The sequence below is a fragment of the Promicromonospora sp. MS192 genome (assembly GCF_049532985.1).
Taxonomy (GTDB): domain Bacteria; phylum Actinomycetota; class Actinomycetes; order Actinomycetales; family Cellulomonadaceae; genus Promicromonospora.
In genome coordinates this window covers 1,079,829-1,104,857 of sequence record NZ_CP186693.1, presented here as the reverse complement: position 1 = coordinate 1,104,857, position 25,029 = coordinate 1,079,829, and the positions used below count along the sequence as shown (strand labels likewise).

At 72.9% G+C, this 25,029-nt stretch carries 22 protein-coding genes; 13 read left to right on the top strand and 9 right to left on the bottom strand.

What is annotated here, in order from left to right; translation table 11 throughout:
- Positions 1-91: 91 nt before the first annotated feature.
- Positions 92-862: a creatininase family protein gene (locus tag ACO229_RS04900; protein WP_423463989.1), complete on the bottom strand. Its 771-nt coding sequence runs from the start codon at positions 860-862 to the stop codon at positions 92-94.
- Complete coding sequence (locus ACO229_RS04895; protein ID WP_397413594.1) at positions 859-1,554, bottom strand: FadR/GntR family transcriptional regulator; 696 nt, start codon at positions 1,552-1,554, stop codon at positions 859-861. The genes ACO229_RS04900 and ACO229_RS04895 overlap by 4 nt, the downstream gene beginning before the upstream one ends.
- A gap of 105 nt (positions 1,555-1,659) precedes the next feature.
- On the opposite strand from ACO229_RS04895, the gene ACO229_RS04890 reads away from it, so the two are divergent.
- The 4 genes from ACO229_RS04890 to ACO229_RS04875 all read left to right on the top strand — a co-directional run bounded on the left by ACO229_RS04890 (position 1,660) and on the right by ACO229_RS04875 (position 4,994).
- Positions 1,660-1,983, top strand: coding sequence for a DUF2277 domain-containing protein (locus tag ACO229_RS04890; RefSeq protein ID WP_182617119.1), 324 nt, complete (start codon positions 1,660-1,662; stop codon positions 1,981-1,983).
- A gap of 125 nt (positions 1,984-2,108) precedes the next feature.
- A complete protein-coding gene (locus tag ACO229_RS04885) occupies positions 2,109-3,476 on the top strand; it encodes a cystathionine beta-synthase (protein ID WP_397413595.1) in 1,368 nt (455 codons plus the stop codon).
- Positions 3,477-3,520: 44 nt separating this feature from the next.
- Complete coding sequence (locus ACO229_RS04880; RefSeq protein ID WP_423463987.1) at positions 3,521-4,699, top strand: cystathionine gamma-synthase; 1,179 nt, start codon at positions 3,521-3,523, stop codon at positions 4,697-4,699.
- Positions 4,700-4,718: 19 nt separating this feature from the next.
- Positions 4,719-4,994, top strand: a complete 276-nt coding sequence (locus tag ACO229_RS04875; RefSeq protein WP_397413598.1) for a hypothetical protein — start codon at positions 4,719-4,721, stop codon at positions 4,992-4,994.
- A 16-nt stretch (positions 4,995-5,010) separates the two neighbouring features.
- Here ACO229_RS04875 and ACO229_RS04870 read toward each other — a convergent pair whose 3' ends face one another.
- Complete coding sequence (locus ACO229_RS04870) at positions 5,011-5,256, bottom strand: hypothetical protein (protein WP_119144404.1); 246 nt, start codon at positions 5,254-5,256, stop codon at positions 5,011-5,013.
- 140 nt (positions 5,257-5,396) lie between these two features.
- Between ACO229_RS04870 and glgX the strand changes: the two genes are divergently transcribed.
- From glgX to ACO229_RS04855, 3 genes are all read left to right on the top strand, one after another.
- A complete protein-coding gene (gene glgX, locus ACO229_RS04865; RefSeq protein WP_423463986.1) occupies positions 5,397-7,535 on the top strand; it encodes a glycogen debranching protein GlgX in 2,139 nt (712 codons plus the stop codon).
- A 70-nt stretch (positions 7,536-7,605) separates the two neighbouring features.
- The gene (locus ACO229_RS04860; RefSeq protein WP_397413602.1) at positions 7,606-9,363 is read left to right on the top strand and encodes a hypothetical protein; all 1,758 of its coding nucleotides are present in this window, start codon (positions 7,606-7,608) and stop codon (positions 9,361-9,363) included.
- An 88-nt stretch (positions 9,364-9,451) separates the two neighbouring features.
- Positions 9,452-10,396, top strand: a complete 945-nt coding sequence (locus ACO229_RS04855) for a PPK2 family polyphosphate kinase (protein WP_423463985.1) — start codon at positions 9,452-9,454, stop codon at positions 10,394-10,396.
- A gap of 9 nt (positions 10,397-10,405) precedes the next feature.
- Here ACO229_RS04855 and zapE read toward each other — a convergent pair whose 3' ends face one another.
- The 6 genes from zapE to gndA all read right to left on the bottom strand — a co-directional run bounded on the left by zapE (position 10,406) and on the right by gndA (position 15,989).
- Positions 10,406-11,455, bottom strand: a complete 1,050-nt coding sequence (gene zapE, locus ACO229_RS04850; RefSeq protein ID WP_397413606.1) for a cell division protein ZapE — start codon at positions 11,453-11,455, stop codon at positions 10,406-10,408.
- A gap of 53 nt (positions 11,456-11,508) precedes the next feature.
- Positions 11,509-12,162 (bottom strand): hypothetical protein, encoded by a 654-nt coding sequence (locus ACO229_RS04845; RefSeq protein ID WP_423463984.1) that lies wholly within the window; start codon positions 12,160-12,162, stop codon positions 11,509-11,511.
- Positions 12,163-12,177: 15 nt separating this feature from the next.
- Positions 12,178-12,600: a DUF805 domain-containing protein gene (locus ACO229_RS04840; RefSeq protein ID WP_397413608.1), complete on the bottom strand. Its 423-nt coding sequence runs from the start codon at positions 12,598-12,600 to the stop codon at positions 12,178-12,180.
- 9 nt (positions 12,601-12,609) lie between these two features.
- Positions 12,610-13,071: a DUF805 domain-containing protein gene (locus ACO229_RS04835; protein ID WP_397413610.1), complete on the bottom strand. Its 462-nt coding sequence runs from the start codon at positions 13,069-13,071 to the stop codon at positions 12,610-12,612.
- 183 nt (positions 13,072-13,254) lie between these two features.
- Positions 13,255-14,556, bottom strand: a complete 1,302-nt coding sequence (locus ACO229_RS04830; RefSeq protein ID WP_423463983.1) for a carboxylate--amine ligase — start codon at positions 14,554-14,556, stop codon at positions 13,255-13,257.
- Positions 14,553-15,989, bottom strand: a complete 1,437-nt coding sequence (gene gndA / locus ACO229_RS04825; protein ID WP_397413617.1) for an NADP-dependent phosphogluconate dehydrogenase — start codon at positions 15,987-15,989, stop codon at positions 14,553-14,555. The genes ACO229_RS04830 and gndA overlap by 4 nt, the downstream gene beginning before the upstream one ends.
- 164 nt (positions 15,990-16,153) lie before the next feature.
- Between gndA and ACO229_RS04820 the strand changes: the two genes are divergently transcribed.
- From ACO229_RS04820 to ACO229_RS04795, 6 genes are all read left to right on the top strand, one after another.
- Positions 16,154-16,813: a DUF3000 domain-containing protein gene (locus ACO229_RS04820; protein ID WP_423463982.1), complete on the top strand. Its 660-nt coding sequence runs from the start codon at positions 16,154-16,156 to the stop codon at positions 16,811-16,813.
- Positions 16,810-18,147, top strand: coding sequence for an HRDC domain-containing protein (locus tag ACO229_RS04815; protein WP_423463981.1), 1,338 nt, complete (start codon positions 16,810-16,812; stop codon positions 18,145-18,147). Before ACO229_RS04820 ends, ACO229_RS04815 begins: the two co-directional genes overlap by 4 nt.
- A gap of 33 nt (positions 18,148-18,180) precedes the next feature.
- On the top strand, positions 18,181-19,233 hold the full coding sequence (locus tag ACO229_RS04810; RefSeq protein ID WP_397413623.1) for a lipid II:glycine glycyltransferase FemX: 1,053 nt from the start codon (positions 18,181-18,183) through the stop codon (positions 19,231-19,233).
- Positions 19,234-19,730: 497 nt separating this feature from the next.
- Positions 19,731-20,981, top strand: a complete 1,251-nt coding sequence (locus tag ACO229_RS04805; RefSeq protein ID WP_397413625.1) for a thiolase family protein — start codon at positions 19,731-19,733, stop codon at positions 20,979-20,981.
- 2 nt (positions 20,982-20,983) lie between these two features.
- A complete protein-coding gene (locus ACO229_RS04800; RefSeq protein ID WP_423463980.1) occupies positions 20,984-23,125 on the top strand; it encodes a 3-hydroxyacyl-CoA dehydrogenase NAD-binding domain-containing protein in 2,142 nt (713 codons plus the stop codon).
- A 68-nt stretch (positions 23,126-23,193) separates the two neighbouring features.
- Positions 23,194-25,029, top strand: a complete 1,836-nt coding sequence (locus tag ACO229_RS04795) for a potassium channel family protein (protein WP_423463979.1) — start codon at positions 23,194-23,196, stop codon at positions 25,027-25,029.

Sequence of the window (25,029 nt, the reverse complement as noted above, 5' to 3'; positions counted from 1 at the left end):
TCCTTTCTGCGGGCCCGCCCGCGGTCTGCGGGCAGGGCGGAGCCGGCACCTGGCGGCCAGGTGCGTCGTGGGGGTCGGAGCAGGGTGGGCGCTAGGCGGCCAGCCACTCCTCCAGGAAGGTCGTGATGCGGGCGACCATCGCCGTGACGATCGCGGCGCCGTCCTCCGCCGTGGCCCGGCGAGGGTCGCCGAGCACGCCGTTCGGGCTGAGGCGGTCGTACGGCAGGGTCAGGGCGGGCTGCGCGTGGTGGCGCGCCGTCCGGGAGACGTCGTCGAGCTGGTCCGGGGTCGTGGTACCCGGCTCGAGACGGTCGGTGTGCACCAGGTGCGGTGCGAGGTGCAGCATCTGCGCGGTCTCGGCCTCGCCGGAGTGGCCGTGCACCGCGCTCGGGGCCATGGCGGCCACGGCGTCGCCGGCGAGCGACGTCAGCGGCGACCAGGCGAGCTGGACCCCCGGAAGGGACACCAGCAGGTCCTGCGCCACCGTGGTCAGGGTCGCGTTGTTGCCGCCGTGCCCGGTGACCACCAGGAACCGGGTCCAGCCGTGCCGGTGCAGGCTCGTCACGTACTCGCGCACCACGGCGGCGAACGTCGTCGTGGTCAGCGTGACCGTGCCCGGGAACGCCATGTGGTGCGGCGAGACCCCCACGGGGATCGACGGGCCCACCACCACCCGGCCGGACAGGTTGGCGGCGACCTGCGCCACCACCCCCTCCGCGCGCACCAGGTCGGTCCCGAGGGCCATGCCCGGCCCGTGCTGCTCCAGCGCACCCGCCGGGATCAGCACGATCGTGCCCCGGGCGGCGGCGGCGTCGGCGGCCTCCCGGGTGGTCATCTCGGCCAGCACGTCCGGGGCGGTCACGACGTCGCCCCGGGCTCATCGAAGTCCGCGGCCTCCAGGGACTCCCGGATCGTGGTCAGGTGCGCCCGGACCAGCCGCTCGGCCGCCGGACCGTCACCGTCCCGCACCGCCGAGAGGATCTCCAGGTGCTCGGCCTGGTCCCGCTGCCGGTCGTCGTACCGGAACCGGATCTCGGTCTGCTCCGTGGCGCGCACGTGCAGCAGCGCCTCCACGGTCTCGCGCAGCAGCCCGTTGCCCGACGCCGCCGCCAGCTCCACGTGGAAGTTCAGCGCCGGCCGGTACCCGTGCACCGGCGGCTGCAGCGCCGTGGCCGTCGCCGCCTCCAGCCGCTGCAGCGCGGCGGCGTCGCGGGCGCTCGCCGCCAGGACCGCGACGCCAGGCTCGATGACCAGGCGGGCCTCGACCAGCTCGATCACCGAGGCCCGGGTGATGTGCGGCCGGTGCGGGTTGGCCAGCACCGACCGCTCGATCCCGGGGCCGATGTACGTGCCGGAGCCGTGCCGCAGCTCGACCACGCCGGTGGCCTCCAGCCGCCGCAGGGCCTCCCGGACCGTGGGGGTGGTGACGGCGAACCGCTTGGCCAGCTCGCGGGAGGACTCCAGCACGTCGCCGGGGCCGAGGCTCTCGGAGCGGATGAGCTGCACGATGTCGTCCGCGAGCTGCTCGGAGAAGGAGGCTCTACCTTGAGTCATGGCAAGTGACTAAATCACTTAACCAAACGTAGGTCAACCCTGGTCGAGCGTGGCCCGACGGCCGGCCCCTCCCCCGCGGCCGCCGTCCGGCGTACCGTCGTCAGCATGTGCCGAAACATCACCACGCTGCGCGGCCTGGAACCGGCCGCCACCGACGAGGAGATCACCGCCGCTGCCCTGCAGTTCGTGCGCAAGGTCACGGGCGTCACCAAGGTGAGCGACGCCACCCGCGACCCGGTGGAGCGGGCCACGGCCGAGATCGCGGACATCGTGACGCGCCTGCTCGACGAGCTGCCGGAACGCCGTCAGCCGCCCAAGACCGTGCCGCCGCTGCGCCGCGCGGAGGTCCAGGCGCGCATCGCGCAGCGCATCAAGGAGCGTGAGGAGCACGAGCGGATGCACGAGCTGGGCATCGCGCACTCGCACTGAGCGGTCCGCGCCGCTACAGTTGCGACGTGCTCGCACCCCTCTCCTGTCGCTGTCACTGACCACCCACCCCGGTCCGTCAGTCCCCCGCGCGCGCCGTCGCGCGTGCAGAACAGGAAGAGAAACAGGTGCAGTACGTCAATTCTGTCGTTGACCTCGTCGGCAACACCCCCCTGGTCCGGCTCAGCCACGTGACCGAGGGCGTCACCAGTGCCACGGTGCTGGTCAAGCTCGAGTACCTCAACCCCGGCGGGTCCTCCAAGGACCGCATCGCGGGCCGCATCATCGACGCTGCCGAACGCGAGGGGAAGCTGAAGCCCGGCGGCACCATCGTGGAGCCCACCTCGGGCAACACCGGCGTCGGTCTCGCCCTGGTGGCCCAGCAGCGCGGCTACCGCTGCGTCTTCGTGCTGCCGGACAAGGTGGGCGAGGACAAGCGCAACGTGCTGACCGCGTACGGCGCCGAGGTGGTCGTGACGCCGACGGCGGTCGCCCCCGACAGCCCCGAGTCCTACTACTCGGTGAGCGACCGGCTGGTGCGCGAGATCCCCGGCGCCTTCAAGCCCGACCAGTACTCCAACCCGAACGGTCCCCGGTCGCACTACGAGACCACCGGCCCCGAGATCTGGCGCGACACCGACGGGCGCGTGACCCACTTCGTGGCGGGCGTCGGCACCGGCGGCACCATCACCGGCACCGGCCGCTACCTGCGCGAGGTCTCGGGCGAGAAGGTGCGCATCATCGGCGCCGACCCCGAGGGGTCCGTCTACTCCGGCGGCACCGGCCGCCCCTACCTGGTCGAGGGCGTGGGCGAGGACTTCTGGCCGTCCGCCTACGACCCGAGCGTGCCGCACGAGATCATCGCGGTGACCGACGCCGAGTCGTTCGCCATGACCCGCCGGCTCGCCCGCGAGGAGGGCATCCTCGTGGGCGGCTCCAGCGGCATGGCCGTGGTCGCGGCCCTCAAGGCGGCGCGCGACCTGACCGAGGACGACGTCGTGGTGGTCCTGCTGCCCGACGGCGGCCGCGGCTACCTCGGCAAGATCTTCAACGACACCTGGATGCGGTCCTACGGGTTCGCGCCCGCCATCGAGGACCACACCGTCGCGGACGTGCTGGCCGCCAAGGCCGACCGCACCCCGCCCCTGCTCTACGTGCACCAGACCGACACGGTGCGCGACGCGATCGACCGGATGACCCGGTCCGGCGTCTCGCAGCTGCTCGTGCTGACCGCGGAACCACCCGTGGTGCTCGGCGAGATCGCCGGCGCCGTGCACGAGGACGAGCTGCTCGACGGGGTGTTCGCCGGCAAGGCGAACCTGTCGGACGAGGTGGGCGGGCTGATCGGCCGCCCCCTGCAGCTCATCGGCGTCAACGAGCCCGTCGGCACGCTGCGTGCCGCGCTCGCCGACGAGACGGCGCTGCTGGTGACCGACGGGGGCAAGGCCCTCGGCGTCGTCTCCCGCTCCGACCTGCTCGACTACCTCGCGGTCTGACGGCCGCCCCCACCGCACGACCACGACCTCGAAGAGAGACCACCATGAACGACGCCAGGCCCAGCCGGTTCGACACCCTCGCGATCCACGCGGGACAGCACTCCGACCCGTCCACGGGCGACGCGATCCCCGCCATCCACGTCACCTCCACCTACGCGCAGGACGGCATCGGCAACCTGCGCGGCGGCTACGAGTACTCGCGCGGCGGCAACCCCACCCGCACCGCGCTGGAGGAGCAGCTCGCAGCGATCGAGGGCGGTGCGCACGGCATCTCGTTCGCGTCCGGCCTGGCCGCCGAGGACGCTCTGCTGCGCGCCGTCGTCGCACCCGGGGACCACGTGCTGGTGCCGAACGACGTCTACGGCGGCACGCACCGCCTGATCCGTACCGTGCACGGCAGGGCGGGCGTGGCACACACGACCGTGGACACCGCCGACCTCGACGCCGTGCGCGCCGCGATCCGGCCGGAGTCCAAGGTGCTGTGGGTCGAGACGCCGTCGAACCCGCTGATGAAGATCAGCGACATCCCCGCGCTCGCCGGGCTGGCGCAGGAGAACGGCCTGCTGCTGGTGGTCGACAACACGTTCGCCTCCCCCGCGCTGCAGCGCCCGCTCGACCTGGGCGCCGACGTCGTGGTGCACTCCACGACCAAGTACCTCGGCGGGCACTCCGACGTGGTGGGCGGCGCCGTCGTCGTCAAGGACGGGGCCGACGAGCTCGCGGAGCAGGTGCGCTACGTGCAGTTCGCCGCGGGCGCGGTGTCCAGCCCGTTCGACGCGTTCCTGACCACCCGCGGCATCAAGACGCTGTCCGTGCGCATGCAGCGCCACTCCGAGACCGCCCAGACGCTCGCCGAGCGGCTGGTGCACCACCCCGCCGTCGCGCGCGTGCTGTACCCGGGCCTGCCGGACCACCCGGGGCACAAGATCGCCGCCCACCAGATGTCGCGGTTCGGCGGCATGATCTCGCTGGAGCTGGCGGGCGGCGAGGCGGCAGCCCGCACGTTCGCCGAGTCGACGCAGGTGTTCCTGCTGGCCGAGTCGCTCGGCGGCGTCGAGTCGCTGGTCAACTACCCGAGCGCGATGACCCACGCGTCGGTGCGCGGCACGGAGGCGGAGGTCTCGCCGTCGATCGTGCGCCTGTCGGTGGGCCTGGAGGACGTGACGGACCTGCTGGACGACGTGCTCCAGGCCCTCGACCACACCCACGGTTCCGTGCGTTGAGTGCACGTAGGGTGGGGCCGTGACCGAACACGCGCCCGTGAGTGCCGCCATGCACCGCGCCAAGGCCGACGCCCGCGCCGCGCACGTCACCGTGGGGCTCGTGCGGAACCTGCCGGGTGACCGGGAGGAGATCGACTGCTCCTGCGGCATGACGCTCACCAACGGGCCGCAGTGGTCGCTCGACGAGCACATCCGGCTGCACCGCGCCGAGGCACGCTACCTGGCGCTGAGCGAGGTGGCGCCCGCGGGCATGCCGCGGCTCATCCCCGTCGACCCGGCGCGGCGTCCGCGCTGAGCCGCCAGGCGTTCGGTCAGAGCTCTTCCGGGTCGTCCCAGGAGACGCCGCTGGACGCTCCTGAGATCGGGTCGAGCTCGCAGCCGGCGAGGTTGCGGGGCGCCTTGGAGACGTCACCGCCCCCGAGCAGGCCACGGCGGGTCGCGACGCGGCGGACCGCCGGCGGCGCGATGTGGGCATAGGAGGCGTTGGACTCGTCGATCAGGTCGGTCGGAGCTGACTCGACAGGCTCGGCGGCGGACTGGGGTTCCCCCGTGATCATGGCCCCATCCTCGCAGGAACCGGGGCCTGTTCGCATCCGCTTGGCACAGTATTTCGAATCCCCGCCAAGCCTCCACGAGCACGGCACGCCTACCACGACATCTCCCCCCGTCCGGCGGCGGGTGGTGTCATGATCGTCCGATGCAGACCTGGCCAGGGCGCCCCTACCCCCTCGGCGCCACGTTCGACGGCACGGGGACCAACTTCGCGCTCTTCACGTCGGTGGCGCAACGCGTCGAGCTCTGCCTGCTGGCGGACGACGACACCGAGACCCGCGTCGAGGTCACCGAGACGGACGCGCACGTGTGGCACGTCTACCTGCCCGGCGTCGGCCCCGGGACGCGGTACGGGTACCGCGTGCACGGGCCGTACGACCCGGCGTCGGGCCACCGGTGCAACCCGGCCAAGCTCCTGCTGGACCCGTACGCCAAAGCCGTGGACGGCGACCTCGACGGCGACCCGTCCCTGTTCTCCTACCCGTTCGACGACGTGGAGCAGGCCACCACGGGCACGACGCCGGACGGCGCCGACTCCCTGGGCCACACCATGGTCTCCGTGGTGGTCAACCCGTTCTTCGACTGGGGGCACGACCGGCCGCCGGCCACGCCGTACCACGAGACGGTGATCTACGAGGCGCACGTCAAGGGCCTCACGATGCGCCACCCCGACGTGCCGGACGAGCTGCGCGGCACCTACGCCGGGCTGGCCCATCCGGCCGTGATCGAGCACCTGACGAAGCTCGGGGTCACCGCCGTCGAGCTCATGCCCGTGCACCAGTTCGTCACCGACCCGTCGCTGGCGGCCAAGGGCCTGACCAACTACTGGGGCTACAACACCATCGGGTTCTTCGCGCCGCACAACGGGTACGCCGGGTACGGCAGCCGCGGCCAGCAGGTCATGGAGTTCAAGGCCATGGTCAAGGCGATGCACGAGGCGGGCATCGAGGTGCTGCTCGACGTGGTCTACAACCACACCGCCGAGGGCAACCACCTGGGCCCCACCCTGGGCTTCCGGGGCATCGACAACGCCGCCTACTACCGGCTGGTCGACGGCGACGACGCGCACTACTTCGACACCACCGGCACCGGCAACTCGCTGCTCATGCGCTCCCCCGCCGTGCTGCAGCTCATCATGGACTCGCTGCGCTACTGGGTCGAGGAGATGCACGTCGACGGCTTCCGCTTCGACCTGGCGGCCACGCTGGCCCGGCAGTTCCACGAGGTGGACCGGCTGAGCGCGTTCTTCGACATCGTGCACCAGGACCCGGTGATCTCCCAGGTCAAGCTCATCGCCGAACCGTGGGACCTGGGCGACGGCGGCTACCAGGTGGGCGGGTTCCCGCCGCTGTGGACCGAGTGGAACGGCCGGTACCGGGACACGGTGCGCGACTTCTGGCGCGGCGAGCCCGCCACGCTGCCGGAGTTCGCCTCCCGGCTGACCGGGTCCAGCGACCTGTACGAGCACAGCGGCCGCATGCCCAGCGCGTCCATCAACTTCGTCACGGCGCACGACGGCTTCACGCTCGCCGACCTCACCTCCTACGAGCGCAAGCACAACGAGGCCAACGGGGAGGACAACCAGGACGGCGAGAACCACAACCGGTCCTGGAACTGCGGCGTCGAGGGCCCCACGGACGACCCGGAGGTCCGCGAGCTGCGCGCCCGCCAGCGCCGCAACCTCCTGGTGACGCTCATGCTCAGCCAGGGCGTGCCGATGATCGCCCACGGCGACGAGCTGGCACGTACGCAGGACGGCAACAACAACGCCTACTGCCAGGACAACGAGCTCACCTGGATGGACTGGGAGCTCGACGACGAGCGCAGGGCGCTGCTGGAGTTCGCCCGGCACGCGGTCCGGCTGCGCCGCGACCACCCGATCCTGCACCGCCGGCGGTTCTTCGACGGACAGGTGGCCGGGGCGGCCGCGCAGGGCCCGGCCGACATCGAGTGGCTCGACCTGACCGGCGCCCGCATGGACGACACGGACTGGCACCAGTCCTACGCCCGCACGGTGACCGTGTTCCTCAACGGTGACGCGATCACGGAGACCGGGTCCCGGGGCGAGGCGGTGGTCGACGACTCGTTCCTGCTCCTGCTCAACGCCCACTCGGGCGCCCTGGACTTCACCCTGCCGCCTGTCGCGTACGGCCCGGAGTGGACCGTGGTGCTGGACACGGACGGCAGCGCGGAGCCCGGCACGGTGCTGGAGGCCGGCACGGGTCTGTCCGTGACGGCCCACAGCGTGGTGGTACTGACTCGCCCATCCCGGACAGCGGGCTAGGCTGTCGGCCGTGACCGGACCGAGGAGTGGAACCGGGGGAACCACACCACCGCCCCGACCTGGGCCTGACATGCCTGTTCCCGGGCCCAGACCGGTGGTGTGGGCGCCGCGCGCCCGCATCATCGAGGTGCTGGTGCCGTACGACCCCTACGAGGAACCGGAGCACATGCCGCTGCGCCTCGTGGGTGCCGGCGAGCCGGGGTACTGGGGCGCCGACAGCGTGCTCGGGCACGGCACCGACTACGGCTACTCCGTGGACGGCGGGCCGCTGCTGCCCGACCCGCGCAGCGTGTGGCTGCCGCAGGGCATCCACGGGCCCACGAGGGTCTTCGACCCCGCCTTCGAGTGGACCGACGGCACGTGGTCCCCGCCCGACCTGTCCACCAGCGTGCTCATGCACGTGGACGTCGAGACGTTCACGCCCGAGGGCACCCTCGACGCCGCCGCGGCGCTGCTGCCGACGGTCGCGGAGCTGGGCGTGCACGGCATCGAGCTCGCGCCCGTCGCGGCGTTCGACCCGGCCCGCGGCCCGTCGCGCGGTGTGCGCCTCTACTCGGTGCACGAGCCCTACGGCGGCCCGCGGGCGCTGCAGCGGTTCGTCGACGCCGCGCACGCCGCGGGTCTGGCCGTCGTGCTCGACATCCCGTACCGCTGGGCCGTGGCCGAGGAGCTCGGCCTGGAGGCGTACGGCCCCTATCTGATGGGCGGCGGCCGCCCGCGGCCGCCGCGCTCGGACCTGGGCGACGCCGGCGACCACGCCCTGCAGGCGATGCGCCCCCGGACGGGACAGGTGCCGCTGGACCGGCCCCGCACCGGACCCATCCAGCTCCGCACCGGGCAGGTGCCGAGCATCGGCACCCGGGCCGGCAAGGTGCCGTCGGCCCCGACCGTCCGCACGGACTACGTGGGCGACCGTATCAACCTCGACGGCAGCGGCAGCCGCGGCCCGCGCGACTTCCTGGTCGACGACGCGCGGCACTGGCTGCGCGAGTACCACGTGGACGGCCTGGTGCTGGACGTCGACGCGCTCGTGGACCGCTCCCCCAACCCGTTCCTGGGTGAGCTGGCGGACTACGTGGTGGGGCTGGGCGAACAGCTCGACCGCCGGTTCAGCCTGCTCGTGGACGGCCCCGGCCGCAGCGACCGGCTCACCTCGATCCTGCTGCGCATCCTGTCCGGCCCGGGCAAGGACGAGGACATCCAGGCGCTGCAGATGCTCGCCGACCTGGTGCACCCGTCGGTACGCCGCGCGACCCGGCAGAACGGCGGGCGCCGCAGCCGCGTCCGGGCCGGCGCGAGCGTGGTCGAGGACATCACGCGGCTGCCCGCGACGCAGCTCACCGTCCCGTGGACCGGCGAGGAGAGCCCGGCCACGGCCCTGCTGGCCGTGGACGACGTGGACATCCGCGCGAGCGTGCTGGCCACGGTGATCCTCGCGGGCAACCCCCTCGTGCTGGACACCGTGCACGCGCCGGTGGTGCCCCGCAACGAGAACGAGCGGCGGCTGGTGCGGTGGGCACGCGAGCTGATCGAGATCCGGCACGCCGTGACCGACGAGCTGGACCTGCCGCTGGAGATCCGCTCCACCGCCGACCGGTCCGTGATCGCGGTGCTGCGCGGCAGCCTCGCGTTCGTGCTCAACACCGGCCACGGCCTCGCCGCGCTGCGCCTGGGCAGCCTGCTGCGGCCCGCCGACGGCGCGGTCCGGGCGCCGCTGCCCGGGGCGTTCCGGCTGGCGGCGGCCTGGGAGCCGGGCGCCACGCGCCTCGTGGGCGACACCCTCACCGTGCCCCCGCGGATGACGGCCGTGCTGCGCGCCGAGAGCTGACCTGGGAGCCTGGTCCCGGGACGGTCGCACCGGCCGCACCCGGGACCGGCCCGCCCCGCAGCCGCGGGACGGGGGCGAGGAGGCACCGATGGCGAAGGCTCCGAAGGCCAAGGGCTCGAAGACGAAGGCCCCGAAGAACAAGGCGCTGACGGCCGAGGCCGCGCAGGCGACGACGCCGCGGACGCCCGGCTCCTTCTGGACCACCCCGGCCACGGAGGCGCTGCGCTGGACGCGCGGCACCGACCTGAGCGCCCTGGACCCGGCGTCGACACCCGGCTGGGCGGGCCGGAAGCAGGACGGCGAGGCGCTCATGGCCGCCCGCGCCCCCGAGCTCGCCGACCTCCAGGAGCGCCTGTTCGCGCACGGCCGCACGGGTGGCGACCGGTCGGTGCTGCTCGTGCTGCAGGGGCTGGACACGTCGGGCAAGGGCGGCATCGTGCGGCACGTGGTGGGCATGGTGGACCCGCAGGGCGTGATGCACCGCGGCTTCGGCGTTCCCACCGCCGAGGAGAAGGAGCACGGGTACCTGTGGCGCGTGCGCAACGCGCTGCCCCGGCCGGGCTACCTCGGGGTCTTCGACCGGTCCCACCACGAGCAGGTCCTGGTGGTCCGGGTGGACCGCCTGGAGCCGGTACGGACCTGGCGCAGGCACTTCCGCGAGCTCAACGAGTTCGAGGCGGAGGTGGCCGCGTCGGGCACGCTGATCGTGAAGGTGGCGCTGTTCGTGTCGCCCGACGAGCAGAAGGCGCGGCTGGCCGAGCGGCTGGACCGGCCGGACAAGCACTGGAAGTACAACCCGAGCGACATCGACGTGCGCCTCAAGCTCCCCGAGTACCTGGCCGCCTATCAGGAGCTCCTGGACCGCACCTCTACCGACGTGGCGCCGTGGTACGCCGTCCCCGCGGACCGCAAGTGGTACGCCCGGCTGGCGGTCACGGAGCTCCTGGGCACGGCGCTGCGTTCCCTGGACCTGTCCTGGCCGCCCGCGGACTTCGACGTGGAGGCGGAGAAGGCCCGCCTCGCCGCCACCTGACGGACCCGGTCAGACCAGGGCGCGGCCCTCTTCCGCGAGCGCGCCCAGGCGGGACAGGGCGCGGTAGTACTTCTTGCGGTAGCCGCTCGCGAGCATCTCCGGCGTGAACAGGGTCCGGGTGTCGCCGTCGCCGCCCAGCAGCACCGGCACGTCGCGGTCGTAGAGGCGGTCCACCAGCACCACCAGGCGCAGCGCCACGGCCTGCGCCGTCACGGGGTGCACACCCGTCAGCGCGACGGCGGTGACGCCGTCGAGCAGCGCGCCGTAGCGGCTGGGGTGCACGGTGGCGAGGTGGGCCAGCAGGTCGTCGAACGTGTCGAGGGTGGTGCCGGGGCGGGCCGCCGCCGCGGCGGTGACCTCCGCCTCGGTCAGCGGCTCGGTGTCGGTGACGACGTCGCGGTGGCGGTAGTCTTCGCCGTCCACACGGAGGGTCTCGAACCGGTCGGACAGCGCCTTGATCTCGCGCTGGAAGTCCTGGGCGGCGAACCGCCCCTCGCCCAGCGCGCCGGGCAGCGTGTTCGACGTCGCGGCCAGGGCGACGCCCCGGTCGGCGAGCTCACGCATCAGGCGCGACATGAGGGTGGTGTCGCCGGCGTCGTCGAGCTCGAACTCGTCGATGCAGACGAGCTTCTTGGCGCCGAGCGCCTCGACCGTGGGCCGGAAGCCGAGCGCGCCCACCAGGTTGGTGTACTCCACGAAGGTGCCGTAGGCGACGGCGTCGGTGCCGAGCGCCTCGCCGACGGCGTGCGCGAGGGAGGTGAGCAGGTGGGTCTTGCCCACGCCGAAGCCGCCGTCGAGGTAGACCGCCGGGGCGGCCTTGCGCCGCGCGAAGAGGCCGCGCCGCGGGGCCGCGACCTGCTCGGCGATCTCCTGGAGCCGGGCCAGGGCGCGGCCCTGGCTGGGGTGCGCCGGGTTGGCGCGGTAGGTGGCGAAGCGGGCCCGGGCGAAGTGGCGTGGCGGGACAAGATCGGTGACGAGCCGGTCGACGGGAACCTGCGGCCTGACCGCGGTCAGGGCGGTGGCGAGAGGGTGGGTCTCGGTGGTGGGAGCGGCTGTCACGAATCAGTAGGTTACCGGCGGCGCACCGCCGGTGACCTGCCACGAGAGCAACGTCACACGTGCACGACGGCGGGCGCGCCCGGGTCGTCCAGCACCTCGCCGAGGGCGCGCACCACCTGGGCCGGGGTGCGGGTCTGGGCCGGGTCCTCGTTGCGGTCGTCGCCCGCGACGGCGTGGTCGACGACGAGCTCGTGGAAGCGCGGCGCCGACGTCTGCGCGGCCTCCAGACGCAGCACCTGGACCAGCATCGCCAGCCCGGCGCCGGTCACGCTGATGGCGCCGGAGCCGGCCATGGCCTCGCGGGCCGCGGCGCCGTTGAGCACCACGTAGGGGTCACCGGGCTCCAGGAGGGGCACGAGCGCGCGGGCGACGTCGAGGTGCGCGGTGAGGTGGGAGGCCAGCGTCGCGGACCAGTCGTCCGGGTCGGTGTCCAGCAGGGCCGCGCCCTTGTGCCAGCCGCCGATCGACGCCACGACGGCCCCGGGCAGCGGGGTCCCGGCGTCCGCGCAGGCGGCGCGGACGGCGGCGGCCAGGTCGGCGGCGGTGTCGTAGCGGACGGCGACGAGACCGGCGCGCGAGGCGCCGTCGGGCAGCGGGTGGCGGGACGCCGCGAGGACCGGACGGCCGTCGGCAGCCAGGCCGCGTGCGACCCGGCTGCCGACGAAACCGCCCGCCCCGACGACGAGGACGGGGCGGGCGAGGCTCATGCGGCCCAGACTAGGTCAGGCCGCGACCTGCTGCGGCACGGACCGCGGGTCGGGCCCGAACCGGTTGGGCCCGGGCTCGCCCGGCAGGGCGAGCAGCACGATGATCACGATGCCGCCCACGAACGGGACCAGGCACAGCAGGTAGAACCAGCCGGACCTACCCGTGTCGTGCAGACGACGCACGCCCGCGGCCAGCAGCGGCACGAACGTGCCCAGCACGACGAGACCCAGGAGCGTCGAGCCGATCGACCCGAGCACTCCCGGCTCCTGCGTGACCGGGTCCATCGTGACCAGGGCGGGAATCAGGAGCGCCACGAAGATCACGGCGTTCACGATCGCCAGCGCGAGGTAGAAGAACCAGTACTCCGAGGCCCGGGCCCGGCCGCTGAACACGGCGTACCGGCGCAGGCAGGTCCGGACGGAGTCGATGATGCTCATGGGCGGGCCTCAGGCGGCCGGGACCTGCTCCACGGCCTTGGGGTCGGGGCCGAACTGGTTCGGGCCCGGGGTGCCGGCGGACGCGCCCCAGACGATGAGCAGGATCACGTTGACGACCGGGATCAGCAGCAGGAACGCGAGGGCACCGGACTTGCCGGTGTCGTGCAGGCGGCGGACGACCACGGCGAGCGTCGGCAGGAGCAGGCCGAGCGCGACGAGCGACACGACGAGGTAGCCGGTCGCGAGGGAGCCGGGCATGGTCGGCACCGCGGCGGACGGGTCACCAGCCATGGCGTACTCCATGGTGGCCGTCGTGTACTCGGTGAGGCCCGGGACGATCAGCGCGAAGTAGAGCACGGCCATCAGGATCCCGTAGGCCAGGTAGTACCACCAGAACTCGGACCGGCGGGCACGGCCGCCGAACGTCGCGTACTTCGACAGCACGGTCCGGATGGACTCGATGAACGACATCAGGAAGAAGCCTCTCTCACGTTTTGTGCCGGAAATCTCCGGCAAGTGCGCACATAGTGTCCCGATGCCGCACGCGGCGCACAAGTGTGAAAAAGGGCAGAACTCCCCATGGATGAAAACGCCCCGGACGTGCCGACGCCCAGGTCACCGGGATGACCTGGGCGTCGGCAACGGGCAGGTGGGTCAGTACCCCGTGGACGTCGGCTCCGGGTAGTACTGCGCGTACTTGCGGCGGTAGTTCTGCGTGATCGCCTCGACGATGAGCCGGCGCTTGAGGCCGGAGTCGCCGTCGTACTTCAGCGGGTTGACCACGTCGCCGCTCGCCTTGAGCGCCTTGAGCCGGGCCTTGAGCTCCGGGTCCAGCACGTACTTCGACAGCAGCCCGAACGGCACCACCGTGTACAGCACCTCGCGCACGGCACGCACCGCGCGGATGGGGCGGTGCAGCACCCAGTCCTCCACGAGCACGCGGGCCACGTTGGCCCCGCCGGCCGTCACGTAGTAGTTGTTCCGGCCGATGCGCGGGTTCACCTCGAAGTACACGTGCTGCCCCGTGCGCGGGTCCAGCTTGTAGTCGAAGTTCGCGAAGCCCACGTAGCCGGTCGCGTCGAGGAAGCGCGTGGCGGCGTCCATGGCGTCGTCGTACGGCTCCACGAGGATCGCCGCCGGGATGCCGAGCGTGCCCGGCGTGTGCTCCTCCAGGAGCACCCGGCCCGTGGCGAGCATCGTCACCGCGCCCGACGTGTCGCGGTAGGCGGTCAGGGACCGCATCTGCGTCTCGTCGCCCGGGATGAACTCCTGCACCAGGAACGTGCCCGGGAAGCTCGCGTCCGCCAGGTGGCCCAGGATCACGTCGAGCTCCTCGCGGGAGTCGATGTGGTGGATCTTCGCCTTGCCGGGGAAGTCCACGTAGTACCACTCGGCGCTGTTGGACGGCTTGCCGACCACCGGGTACTGGAGGTCCACCTCCAGTGCGGGCACGGCGGCGCGGCCGCCCTCGGCCACCAGCTTGGCGACGTCGACGGCGACGGTGCGCGGCGTCGGGATGCCGAGCTGGTCGCAGACCTCGGCGAAACCCTCCTTGCTGCTCACCTGCTCCAGGACCGGGAGCGACGGGTACGGCAGCACGTAGCCCGCCGCCTCCAGCCGCTCCCGGTTCAGGATGACGGTCCGCACGTGCCAGTCGGCGTTCGTCAGCAGCACGAGCGTCTTGTCCCGGTGCTGCTGCGCCACGCCCTCCAGGGTGGACAGGAACACGTCCACCTCGTCCAGGCCCGGCACCACCACGTTCTCGGCGATCGCCGAGTCCTGCATGGCGCGCGTGGCCACCTTGGACAGCACGATGGCGCGGGTGCGGTACTGCTCGTGGAACGCACGCACCAGGGCGTACATCCCGACGTCGCCGCCGACACCCACCACCAGCATCTCCGGCACGGGCTGCTCCCCGCCGCCTACCGGCCCCTGCTCCGCGGGGAGACCCCTCACGCCTCGGCCTCCGTGCGGTCGCCGGACCACTCGGTGTGGAACGTGCCCTCGCGGTCGACGCGCTTGTAGGTGTGCGCCCCGAAGAAGTCGCGCTGCGCCTGCACCAGGGCGGCCGGCAGCCGCTCGGCGCGGACGCCGTCGTAGTACGCCAGGGACGAGGAGAACGCGGGCGTGGGCACGCCGTTCTGTGCCGCACCGGCGACGACGCGGCGCCAGGCGGGCAGGCCGCTCGCGACGGCGTCGGTGAAGTACGGGTCGGCGAGCAGCAGCGGCAGGTCCGCGTCCCGCTCGTACGCCTCGGTGATGCGGTTCAGGAACCGGGCGCGGATGATGCAGCCGCCGCGCCAGATCCGGGCCATGGCGCCCCGGTCGATGTCCCAGCCGTACTCCGCGGCGGCCGCGGCGATCTGGTCGAAGCCCTGCGAGTAGGCGACCACCTTGGAGGCGTACAGGGCCTGGCGCACGTCCTCGATGAACGCGTCGCGGTCCTTGACCTCCCACGCCTGCGCGTGCGCGGGCAGGGCGGCACGCGCCGCCTCGCGCTGCGGCACCGAGCCGGACAGGGCGCGGGCGAACGTCGCCTCCGCGATCCCCGTGATCGGCACGCCGAGGTCGAGACCGTTCTGCACGGTCCAGCGGCCGGTGCCCTTCTGCTCGGCCTGGTCGAGGATGATGTCCACGAAGGCCTTGCCGGTGTCCGCGTCGGTGTGCTTGAGGACGTCCGCCGTGATCTCGATGAGGAACGACTCGAGGTCACCCGTGTTCCACTGCGCGAAGATCTCGCCGATCTCCGCCGCGGAGGCACCCAGGCCCTGGCGCAGCAGGTCGTACGCCTCGGCGATGAGCTGCATGTCGGCGTACTCGATGCCGTTGTGCACCATCTTGACGAAGTGCCCGGCGCCGTCGGAGCCCACGTAGGTGGCGCAGGGCACGCCGTCCACCTTCGCGGAGATGTCCTCCAGGATCGGGCCCAGGGACTCGTACGCCTCGCGCGTACCGCCCGGCATGATGGACGGGCCGTTCAGCGCGCCCTCCTCGCCGCCGGACACACCGGTGCCCACGAAGTGCAGACCGTGCTCCTTGAGCGCCGCCTCGCGCCGGATCGTGTCCGGGAAGTGCGCGTTGCCGGCGTCGACGACGATGTCGCCCTCCTCCAGCAGGGGCACGAGCTCGTCGATGACGGCGTCCGTCGGACCGCCCGCCTTGACCATGATGACCACCTTGCGCGGCCGCTCGAGCGACGCGACGAAGTCGGCCATCGACTCGCTGGGCACGAAGGTGCCCTCGTCGCCGTGCTCCGCCACCAGCGACTCGGTCTTGGCGTAGGAGCGGTTGTGGACCGCCACCGTGTAGCCGTGCCGTGCGAAGTTCCGCGCGAGGTTGCGCCCCATCACCGCCAGCCCGGTGACGCCGATCTGTGCTGTGCCTGACACGTTCTTGCTCCTTCTCCAGTGGGAACCGGGCCGGCCCACGCGCGGCGCGCCGTGCCCCTCCGTCAGCCTAGTAGTGCCCGGGAACGGACGGCGACGCAGGTCACGATCCGGAGACAGCCGCGCGCCTCCACCCGGTGGACGTCAGGTGGACGTACGGTGAAGTGGTGACCAGCGGCCCGCCCACCGGCGTTCCCGTCGACTTCGCAGCAGCCCTCGCCGACCTGCGGCGTCAGGCGCTGCGTACCGAGGTGCGCCTCACGGAGATCCCGGCGCCACGCCGGGTGGCGCCGTTCAGCGTGGCCCTGGCGGGCGACGTGCTGCCTGGCCCGCCGCCCGGCCCGGCCGGGGCGGACGACCACGACCACGACGACGAGCCCCTGGCCACCGGCCGCTTCGTGGTGCTGCACGACCCGGCAGGCCAGGAGGCCTGGCACGGCACCTTCCGCGTGGTGACCATGGTGCGCGCCACCCTGGAGCCGGAGATGGCGGCGGACCCGCTGCTGGCCGACGTCGCCTGGTCCTGGGTGGGCGAGTGCCTCCAGGCCGCGGGCCTGGAGCCCGGCACGGGAACCGTCGCCGAGGGCGGCACCGTCACCCGCGTGCTGTCCCAGAGCTACGGCGCGCTCGACGGGACGCCGGACGCGGTGGACCTGGAGATCCGCGCGTCGTGGACACCGGTCGACGCCAAGCTCGGCACGCACCTGCGTGCGTGGGCGGCCCTGCTCGCCATGGCGGCGGGAGTGCCCCCGCTGCCCGACGGCGTCGCGGCTCTCACCAGGCGCTTTACCGGCCCTTCCAGGCAACGCCATACGGTAGGCCCATGACCACCACGGAGCGAGGAGTCCCTGCGGAGACATCGACGCCCGTGCCGCCACCCGTCACCCCGCTGACCGAGCCCGCCGACGGGCTGCCCGACGTCGTCGCGACCGAGGCCGTGCTCGCGCGGGTCGTCGAGGCCTTCGCCGCGGGGACCGGACCGGTCGCCGGCGACGCCGAGCGCGCCTCCGGGTACCGGTACGGCCAGGCCACCTACCTGGTCCAGCTCCGCCGCGCGGGCGCGGGCACGGCACTGATCGACCCGGTCGGCGTGCCGGACCTCTCCGCCCTGGGCGAGGCCGTGGGCGACGCCGAGTTCGTGCTGCACGCCGCCTCGCAGGACCTGCCCGGGTTCGCCGCGCACGGCCTGCGCCCCGCCCGGATCTTCGACACCGAGCTCGCCGCGCGCCTGCTGGGCATGGAGCGGGTGGGGCTGGCCGCCGTCGTGGCCGAGGTGCTGGGCCTCGGGCTCGCCAAGGAGCACTCGGCGGTGGACTGGTCCACCCGCCCGCTGCCCGAGGACTGGCTGCGGTACGCCGCGCTCGACGTCGAGGTGCTGGTCGAGCTCCGGGACCGCCTCGCCGAACGGCTGGAGGCCGCGGGCAAGGCCGAGTGGGCGGCCCAGGAGTTCGAGGCCGTGCGGACCGCTCCCCCGCCGGCACCCCGCGTGGACCCGTGGCGGCGCACGTCCGGCATGCACGTGCTGCGCAACCCGCGACAGGTCGCCGCCGTGCGGGCGCTCTGGCTGGCCCGTGACGCGAGCGCCCGGGCACGGGACGTCTCGCCGGGCCGGGTGCTGCCGGACCGGGCGATCGTCGCGGCGGCCAAGGCCATGCCGCGCACGGCGGGTCAGCTCGTGGCCCTGCAGGAGTTCGGGGGCAAGGGCACCAAGCGTCGCGCGGCCTACTGGCAGCGCGCGATCGACGAGGCGCGGGCCCTGCCCGACGCCGAGCTGCCCACGGTCCGTGGCCCCCGGTCCGACGGTCCCCCGCCGCCTCGCACCTGGGGCGACCGGGACCCGGCGGCGGCCCGGCGCCTGGCGTCCGCGCGCGAGCTCGTGACCGGGCTGTCCGCCGAGCACAACGTGCCGGTGGAGAACCTGCTGCAGCCCGATGCGCTGCGCCGCCTGTGCTGGACGCCGCCGGCCGGCGCCGACGCGGCGGGGATCGCGGAGTTCCTGCGCGGTCGCGGGGCACGCGAGTGGCAGGTCGGCCTGCTCGCCGAGGGCCTGGAGCGGGCGTTCGCCGACGCGGCCGCCGGGCGGGCGCCGGCCCGTGCTGCTGGCTCGGCTGCTGGCTCGGCTGCTGACTCAGCTGCTGACTCAGCTGCTGACCAGGTGTGAGAGCCCGGCCCGTACCCCAGTAGAGTCGTCCCCATGCCAGCCCTGTCGGAGCCCATCACGCTCGCCGTCGACGTCGTCACCGAACCTGCGACCTGGGACCGTGAGGTCCTCGCCCTGGGCGGGCACCCGCTCCAGCTCTGGGGCTGGGGTGAGGTCAAGGCGGCCGGGAACTGGCGCGCGCACCGGTTGCGCGTGACGGAGGACGGCACGACGGTCGGCCTCGCGCAGCTTCTGGTGCGCCCGCTGCCGGCCCAGTTCCGGGCGCTGTCGTACGTGCCGCGCGGCCCCGTGGTGGCGCACCACGACGGCGAGACGGCGCAGGCCGTGTTCGGCGTGGGTGACACCGCGACCCGCAACGCCGTGACCAACACCGTGGTCCAGTGGGCCCGGGAGAACGTGGGCGGCGTGGGCATCACGATCGAGCCGGACTGGCCCGCGGGCACGCAGCTCGACCTGGCCGGGCGGCGGTACGCGCCCAACCAGATCATGATCCCGAGCACGCTCATCCTGGACCTCACGCGGTCCAAGGACGAGCTGATGGCGGACATGCGCAAGTCCACGCGGTACGAGATCCGCAAGGGCGCGCGGGCGGGCCTCGACATCCGCCGGGTGACCGAGGAGGCGGAGGTGCTGCGCGTGCTCGACGTCTACAAGGAGACGGCCGAGCGCGCCGGGTTCGCCATCCACCACGACAAGTACTACCTCGACATCCACCGGGAGCTCGGCGAGCGGTCGGTGCTGGTGGCCACCTACATCGACGACGCACCGGCGACCTTCGCGTGGTGCGCCAACTCGGCCAGCACGTCGTTCCTGCTGTACGGCGGCGGCAACGACGCGGGCCGCAAGGCCACCGCCACGGCGCCCACCTACTGGCGCACCATCGAGATCGCCCAGGAGCAGGGTCTCGTGCGGTACGACATGAACGGCCTGCTCAACGACGGCATCAGCGACTACAAGAAGAGCTTCGCCAAGCACACCGACGAGCTGGTGGGCTCGATCGACGTCGCGTTCTCGCGCTGGTACAACACCTGGAACACGGCCCTGCCGACGGCCAAGAAGGTGGTCCGCAAGCTCCGCCGCGGCTGACCGCTCGGCGCGGCGGTGAGCGAGTGACCTCGGTCATTCGCTGACCGCTGTGCGCCTGACTTCGGTCATTCACTCACCGCTGTGCGCCTGACTTCGGTCAGTCGCTCACCGCCGCGCGACTGGCGTCGGTCCCTCGCGCCCCGCGCGCCTGACTGCGGTCACTTGCTCCCCACTTGACTTCGGTCACTTGCTCCCGACCCCGCGCCGACTTCGGTCACATGACCCCCACCCCGCGCTAACTTCGGTCGCTTGCCTTGAGATCGGTCACTCAACCGGCCGATCTCAAGACAAGCGACCGAAGTCGTCGCGGCGCCCGGTGCAACCGACCGAGCCCTCGGCTCGGCGCCGCACCCTCCCCGGAGACTCCGTTTCAGCCGCCCCGAACTGGGTCTCAGATCGTGCGTGCTTTTTACCGGTACTCGCGGTAGCGTGTATCTCGATCCAGCGGCGTCGCTCACCGGACGTCGCCGTCCCGAAAACCCCAGGAGTTGGAGCTGATGACCGCAGCCCCGGAAACACCGCGTACCCGCCGGGCGGTACGCGACGTCGTCTTCGTCGACGGCGCCCGCACCCCCTTCGGCAAGGCCAAGCCGGACGGTCTCTACGCCGAGACGCGTGCGGACGACCTGATCGTGAAGGTGGTGCGTGAGCTGCTGCGCCGCCACCCCGAGCTCCCGCCGGAGCGCATCGACGAGGTGGCCGTCGCCGCCACGACGCAGCAGGGCGACCAGGGGCTCACGCTCGGCCGCACCGTGGGCATGCTCGCCGGCCTCCCCCAGTCCGTTCCGGGCTACGCCATCGACCGCATGTGCGCCGGCGCCATGACGGCCGCGACCACCACGGCCGCGGGCATCGCCATGGGCGCCGCCGACGTCGTGATCGCGGGCGGCGTGGAGCACATGGGGCGCCACCCGATGGGCTTCGACGCCGACGTCAACCCCCGGTTCGTGGCCGAGAAGCTCGTGGACCCGCAGGCGCTGAACATGGGCGTCACCGCGGAGAACCTGCACGACAAGTTCCCGCAGCTCACCAAGGAGCGCGCGGACCGGTTCGCCGTCGAGTCGCAGGCCAAGTACGCCAAGGCCCTGGCCAACGGGAACATCGACCCCGACCTGGTCCCGGTCGCGATCCGCTCGTCCGAGCTCGGCTGGGGCCTGGCCACGGCCGACGAGCTGCCCCGCCCGGAGACCACGTTCGAGTCCATCCAGGGCCTCAAGACGCCGTTCCGCCCCGGCGGCCGCGTCACCCCCGCGACGTCGTCCCCGCTGACCGACGGCGCCACCGCCGCCATCCTCGCCTCGGGCGACGCGGCGGCCGAGCTGGGCCTGCCGGCGAAGATGCGGCTGGTGTCCTACGGGTTCGCCGGCGTGCCGCCGGAGATCATGGGCTACGGCCCGGTGCCCTCCACGGACAAGGCGCTCAAGGCCGCCGGCCTGACCATCGACGACATCGGCCTGTTCGAGCTGAACGAGGCCTTCGCCGTGCAGGTGCTCTCGTTCCTGGACCACTACGGCATCGCCGACGACGACCCGCGCGTGAACCCCTACGGCGGCGCGATCGCCATGGGCCACCCGCTGGCCAGCTCGGGCGTGCGCCTGATGACGCAGCTCGCCAGGCAGTTCGAGCAGCACCCCGAGGTCCGCTACGGCCTGACCGCCATGTGCGTGGGCCTGGGCCAGGGCGGCAGCGTCATCTGGGAGAACCCGCACCACGCCGACTACTCCGGCCACACGGACGAGGAGAACTGACCGTGACCGAGAACCCCGCCTTCACCGAGCGCGTCACCCACTCCCTCGTCCGGGACGTCCAGCTCCCCGGCGGCGCCGGTGTGCTCGCCCTGGTCACGCTCGACAACGGCCTGGACCACACCAAGCCGAACACGCTCGGCCCGGCCGGCATCGCCGAGCTCAGGACCGCCCTGGAGGGCGTCCGGGCCCGCGCCGAGGCCGGCGAGATCGCCGCCGTGGGCGTGACCGGCAAGCCCTACTTCGTCGCCGCGGGTGCCGACCTCAAGGGCATCACGTCGGTGCACGGCCACGACGAGGCCGTCGAGCTGGGCCGCATGGGCCACGCCGCGTACTCGATCCTCGGCGACCTCCGTGCGCAGACCGGGGTGCCGACCTTCGCGTTCGTGAACGGCCTGGCCCTGGGCGGCGGCCTCGAGGTCGCGCTCAACTGCGACTACCGCACCGTCGCGTCCGACGCCGCGGCGCTCGGCCTGCCCGAGACGGGCATCGGCCTGGTGCCCGGCTGGGGCGGTGCCTACCTCGTGCCGCGCCTGGTCGGGGTCGAGAAGGCGATCGAGGTCATCCTGACCCGCCCGGCGGCGAACAAGCCCTACAAGCCCGCCGAGGCCCTGTCGATCGGCCTGGTCGACGAGCTGTTCGACGCCGCGGACTTCCTGGAGCAGTCCATCCACTGGGCGGCGAAGGTCGTCACCGGCGAGATCGAGGTGCCGCGCCGCGAGCTCGACCCGCAGCCCGTGTGGGACGCCGTCGTCGCGGCGGCCAAGGAGCGGCTCGACGTCGTGGTCGGCGCGTCGCGCCCCGCGCCGCACCGTGCCCTCGGACTGATCGCCGCCGCCCGCAACGCCACCAAGGAGGAGGCGTTCGCGGCCGAGGACCAGGCGCTGGCGGACCTGATCATGACCGACGAGATGCGCGCCAGCATCTACGCGTTCAACCTCGTGGGCGCCGGCAAGAAGCCCGCGGGCGCACCGGACCCGAAGCTCGCGCGGCCGGTCACCCGGGTCGGCGTCGTGGGCGCGGGCCTGATGGCCGCGCAGATGGCGTTCCTGTTCGCGCAGCGTCTCGGCGTCCCCGTCGTCATGCGCGACCTGGACCAGGAGCGCGTGGACAAGGGCCTGGCGTTCGTCCGGGAGACCGCCGAGAAGCTCGCCGGCCGCGGGCGCCTGTCGCCCGAGGCGGCCACGCGCATCGTCGCCTCGGTGTCCGGCACCACGGACATCGGCGAGTTCGCCTCCTGCGACTTCGTCATCGAGGCCGTCACCGAGGTGATGGGGCTCAAGAAGAAGGTGTTCGCCGAGCTGGAGGGCATCATCTCCCCGGAGGCGATCCTGGCCACGAACACCTCGGCCCTGTCGGTGACCGAGATGGCGGCGGACCTGGCGCACCCGGAGCGCGTGGTCGGCATCCACTTCTTCAACCCGGTGGCCCAGATGCCGCTGGTCGAGGTGATCACGGCGGACAAGACGTCCGACGAGGCCCTCGCCACGGCGTTCGCCGTCACCAAGAAGCTGCGCAAGACCGCCATCGGCTCGGCGGACCGCCCCGGTTTCATCGTCAACCGCCTCCTGCTGCTCGTGATGGGCCAGGTCGTGGACGCGATCGAGGGCGGCACCCCCGTGGAGGTCGCCGACCGGGCGCTCGCCCCGCTCGGCTTCCCGATGCCCACGTTCGAGCTGACCGACCTGGTCGGCCCCGCCGTGGCGCAGCACGTGCTCACCTCGCTGCGGGAGAACCTGGGCGACCGCATCCCGGCGTCGCAGGGCCTGGCCCGGATCGTGGAGGACGGCACGCGCGTGGTGCTGGACGCCCCGGCGAAGGGCCTGCCGAAGCCGGTGAACCCGGCGATCCAGGAGTACTTCGGCGCGGCACTCAGTCCGGGCGAGCCCGGTAGGAACGGGCAGAGCGTGCTGGACGCGGACGGCGTGCTCGACTCCGTGCTCACCGCGCTGACGACCGAGATCGGCCTGATGCTGGACGAGGGCGTCGTACCCGGCCCGCAGCAGATCGACCTGGCCATGATCCTGGGCGCCGGCTGGGGCTTCCACACGGGCGGCATCACGCCCTACCTGGACCGCACCGGCTACAGCGAGAAGGTGCTCGGCCGGCGGTTCCTGCCGGACGGCGTGGCCAACGTGCCCGCCTGAGCCTCCGCTCGAGGACCCTCCGGCACCGGCTGAGCCCGGTGTCGGAGGGTCCCGCTACGCTCGCGCCCATGACGGACGCCATGTCGGGCACGAGAGCGCACTACGTCGTCGTCGGGGACGGTCCCCTCGCCTTCCGCCTCACCCGTGCACTGTCCACCCGCTTCCGGGGCACGGTGGCCGTGCTGGTGCCGGACCGCGCCTCCCGGTACGCGCAGCAGATGGCGGACCTGCCGTCCGTCGAGGTCGTCGAGGCGGAGCGGGTCGACGAGGACTCCCTGGCCACGGCGGGGGCCGACCGCGCCGCGTCCGCGGCGCTCGTGGAGCAGGACGACGGCGGCAACGTCGCCCTGGCACTGCTGCTGCGCGAGAAGTGGCCCGCGCTGCACGTCGTGGTCCGGATCTTCGACGAGTCGCTCGGCCGGCACCTGGAGCGTGACCACTGCACCGTCCTGTCGTCGTCGGCGTTCGCGGCGCCGGAGATCGTCGCCGCCGCCCTCCGGCGGCAGATCCGGCTACCCGTCGATCACCGCCGGCTGGTCACCGTGTCGGACGAGGAGGAGTCGCTGCCGACCCGGATGGTCCTGTTCGCCACGGACGAGGACGACGCGGTGGTGGCCCTGCCGAACGCCGCCGAGCTGCCCGGGCTGACCCCGAAGGTGTTCCTGGCCGACGCCGGCCCGGACGACGTGATGCCGGAGGTCAGGGCCGAGCTGGAGCCCGACGAGGACGAGGTGGACCCGCACCGCCACCGCCGGTTCGGCGAGTACGTGCGCTCCCTCGCGATCACCTCGGGCCGCAACCTGCTGCTCGCGGCCGGCGTCCTGGCGCTGGTGGTGCTCGCCGGGGCGACGACGATCAAGATCGCCACCGGGTCCTCGTGGGCGGGAGCGCTGTACGAGGCGGTGCTGCCCTCCCTGGCCGGCAGCGACCCCGACCACGGCGCCCACCCGGTCGTGAAGGCGACGCAGGTCGCGCTCACGATCGTCAGCGTCGCCGTGATCCCCTGGGTCACGGGTGTCGTCGTCGACGGCGTCGTGCGCACCCAGCGCCTGCTCGACACCGGCGCCCCGCTGCACCCCATGTCCGGCCACGTGGTGGTCGTCGGGATGGGCGACCTCGGCACCCGCATCGTGCGGTCCCTGGACCGGCGCGGCGTGCCCGTGATCGCCGTCGACGTCGACGAGTCGGCGCGCGGCATCGCCGTCGCCCGTGCCCGGGACGTCCCCGTCGTGATCGGCGACGCCCGCCGGTCGACCACCCTGCGCAGTGCCTACGTCGGCTCCGCGCAGGCGATCGTCGTGGTGACCAGCGGCGGTGCGACCACCATCGGCATCGGCTTCGCGGCGCGCTCCGTGCCGCGGACCGCCGACGCGCCGCCGCTGCGCACGGTGCTGCGCGTCTACGACCGCGACCTGTCCCGCAGGATCCGCCGGGAGGTGCCGGACTCCGCGGGGCTCAGCTCGTCGTTCCTGGCCGCACCCTGGTTCGCCGCGGCGATGATCGGTCAGGAGGTCAAGGCCACCATCCCGTACCGCGACCGGGTGCTGGTCCTCGCAGAGATCGAGATCGGCGAGCACAGCACGCTCGTCGGCAAGCACTCCACGGAGCTCGACGTCCCGGAGACCGACGCCGGGCCCGACGACGGCGCCCCGGGACGTCCCCGCGTGCGCGGCATGGCGAGCCGACTGCTGGCGGTGCGCACGCTCTCGTTCGACAGCGGGGGCGGCGGCCACCTGATCGAGCCGGCCGCGGGGCGCTACCTCCAGCCGCACGACCGCGTGTTCGTCATCGCGACGACCGCGGGTCTCCAGCACGTGCGCGAGGCGGCCCGGTCCCGACCGGCCCCGACCGGCCTGAACGACCGGACCAGAACCGGCCCGCTCACCGGTCCACCTGCCGCATAG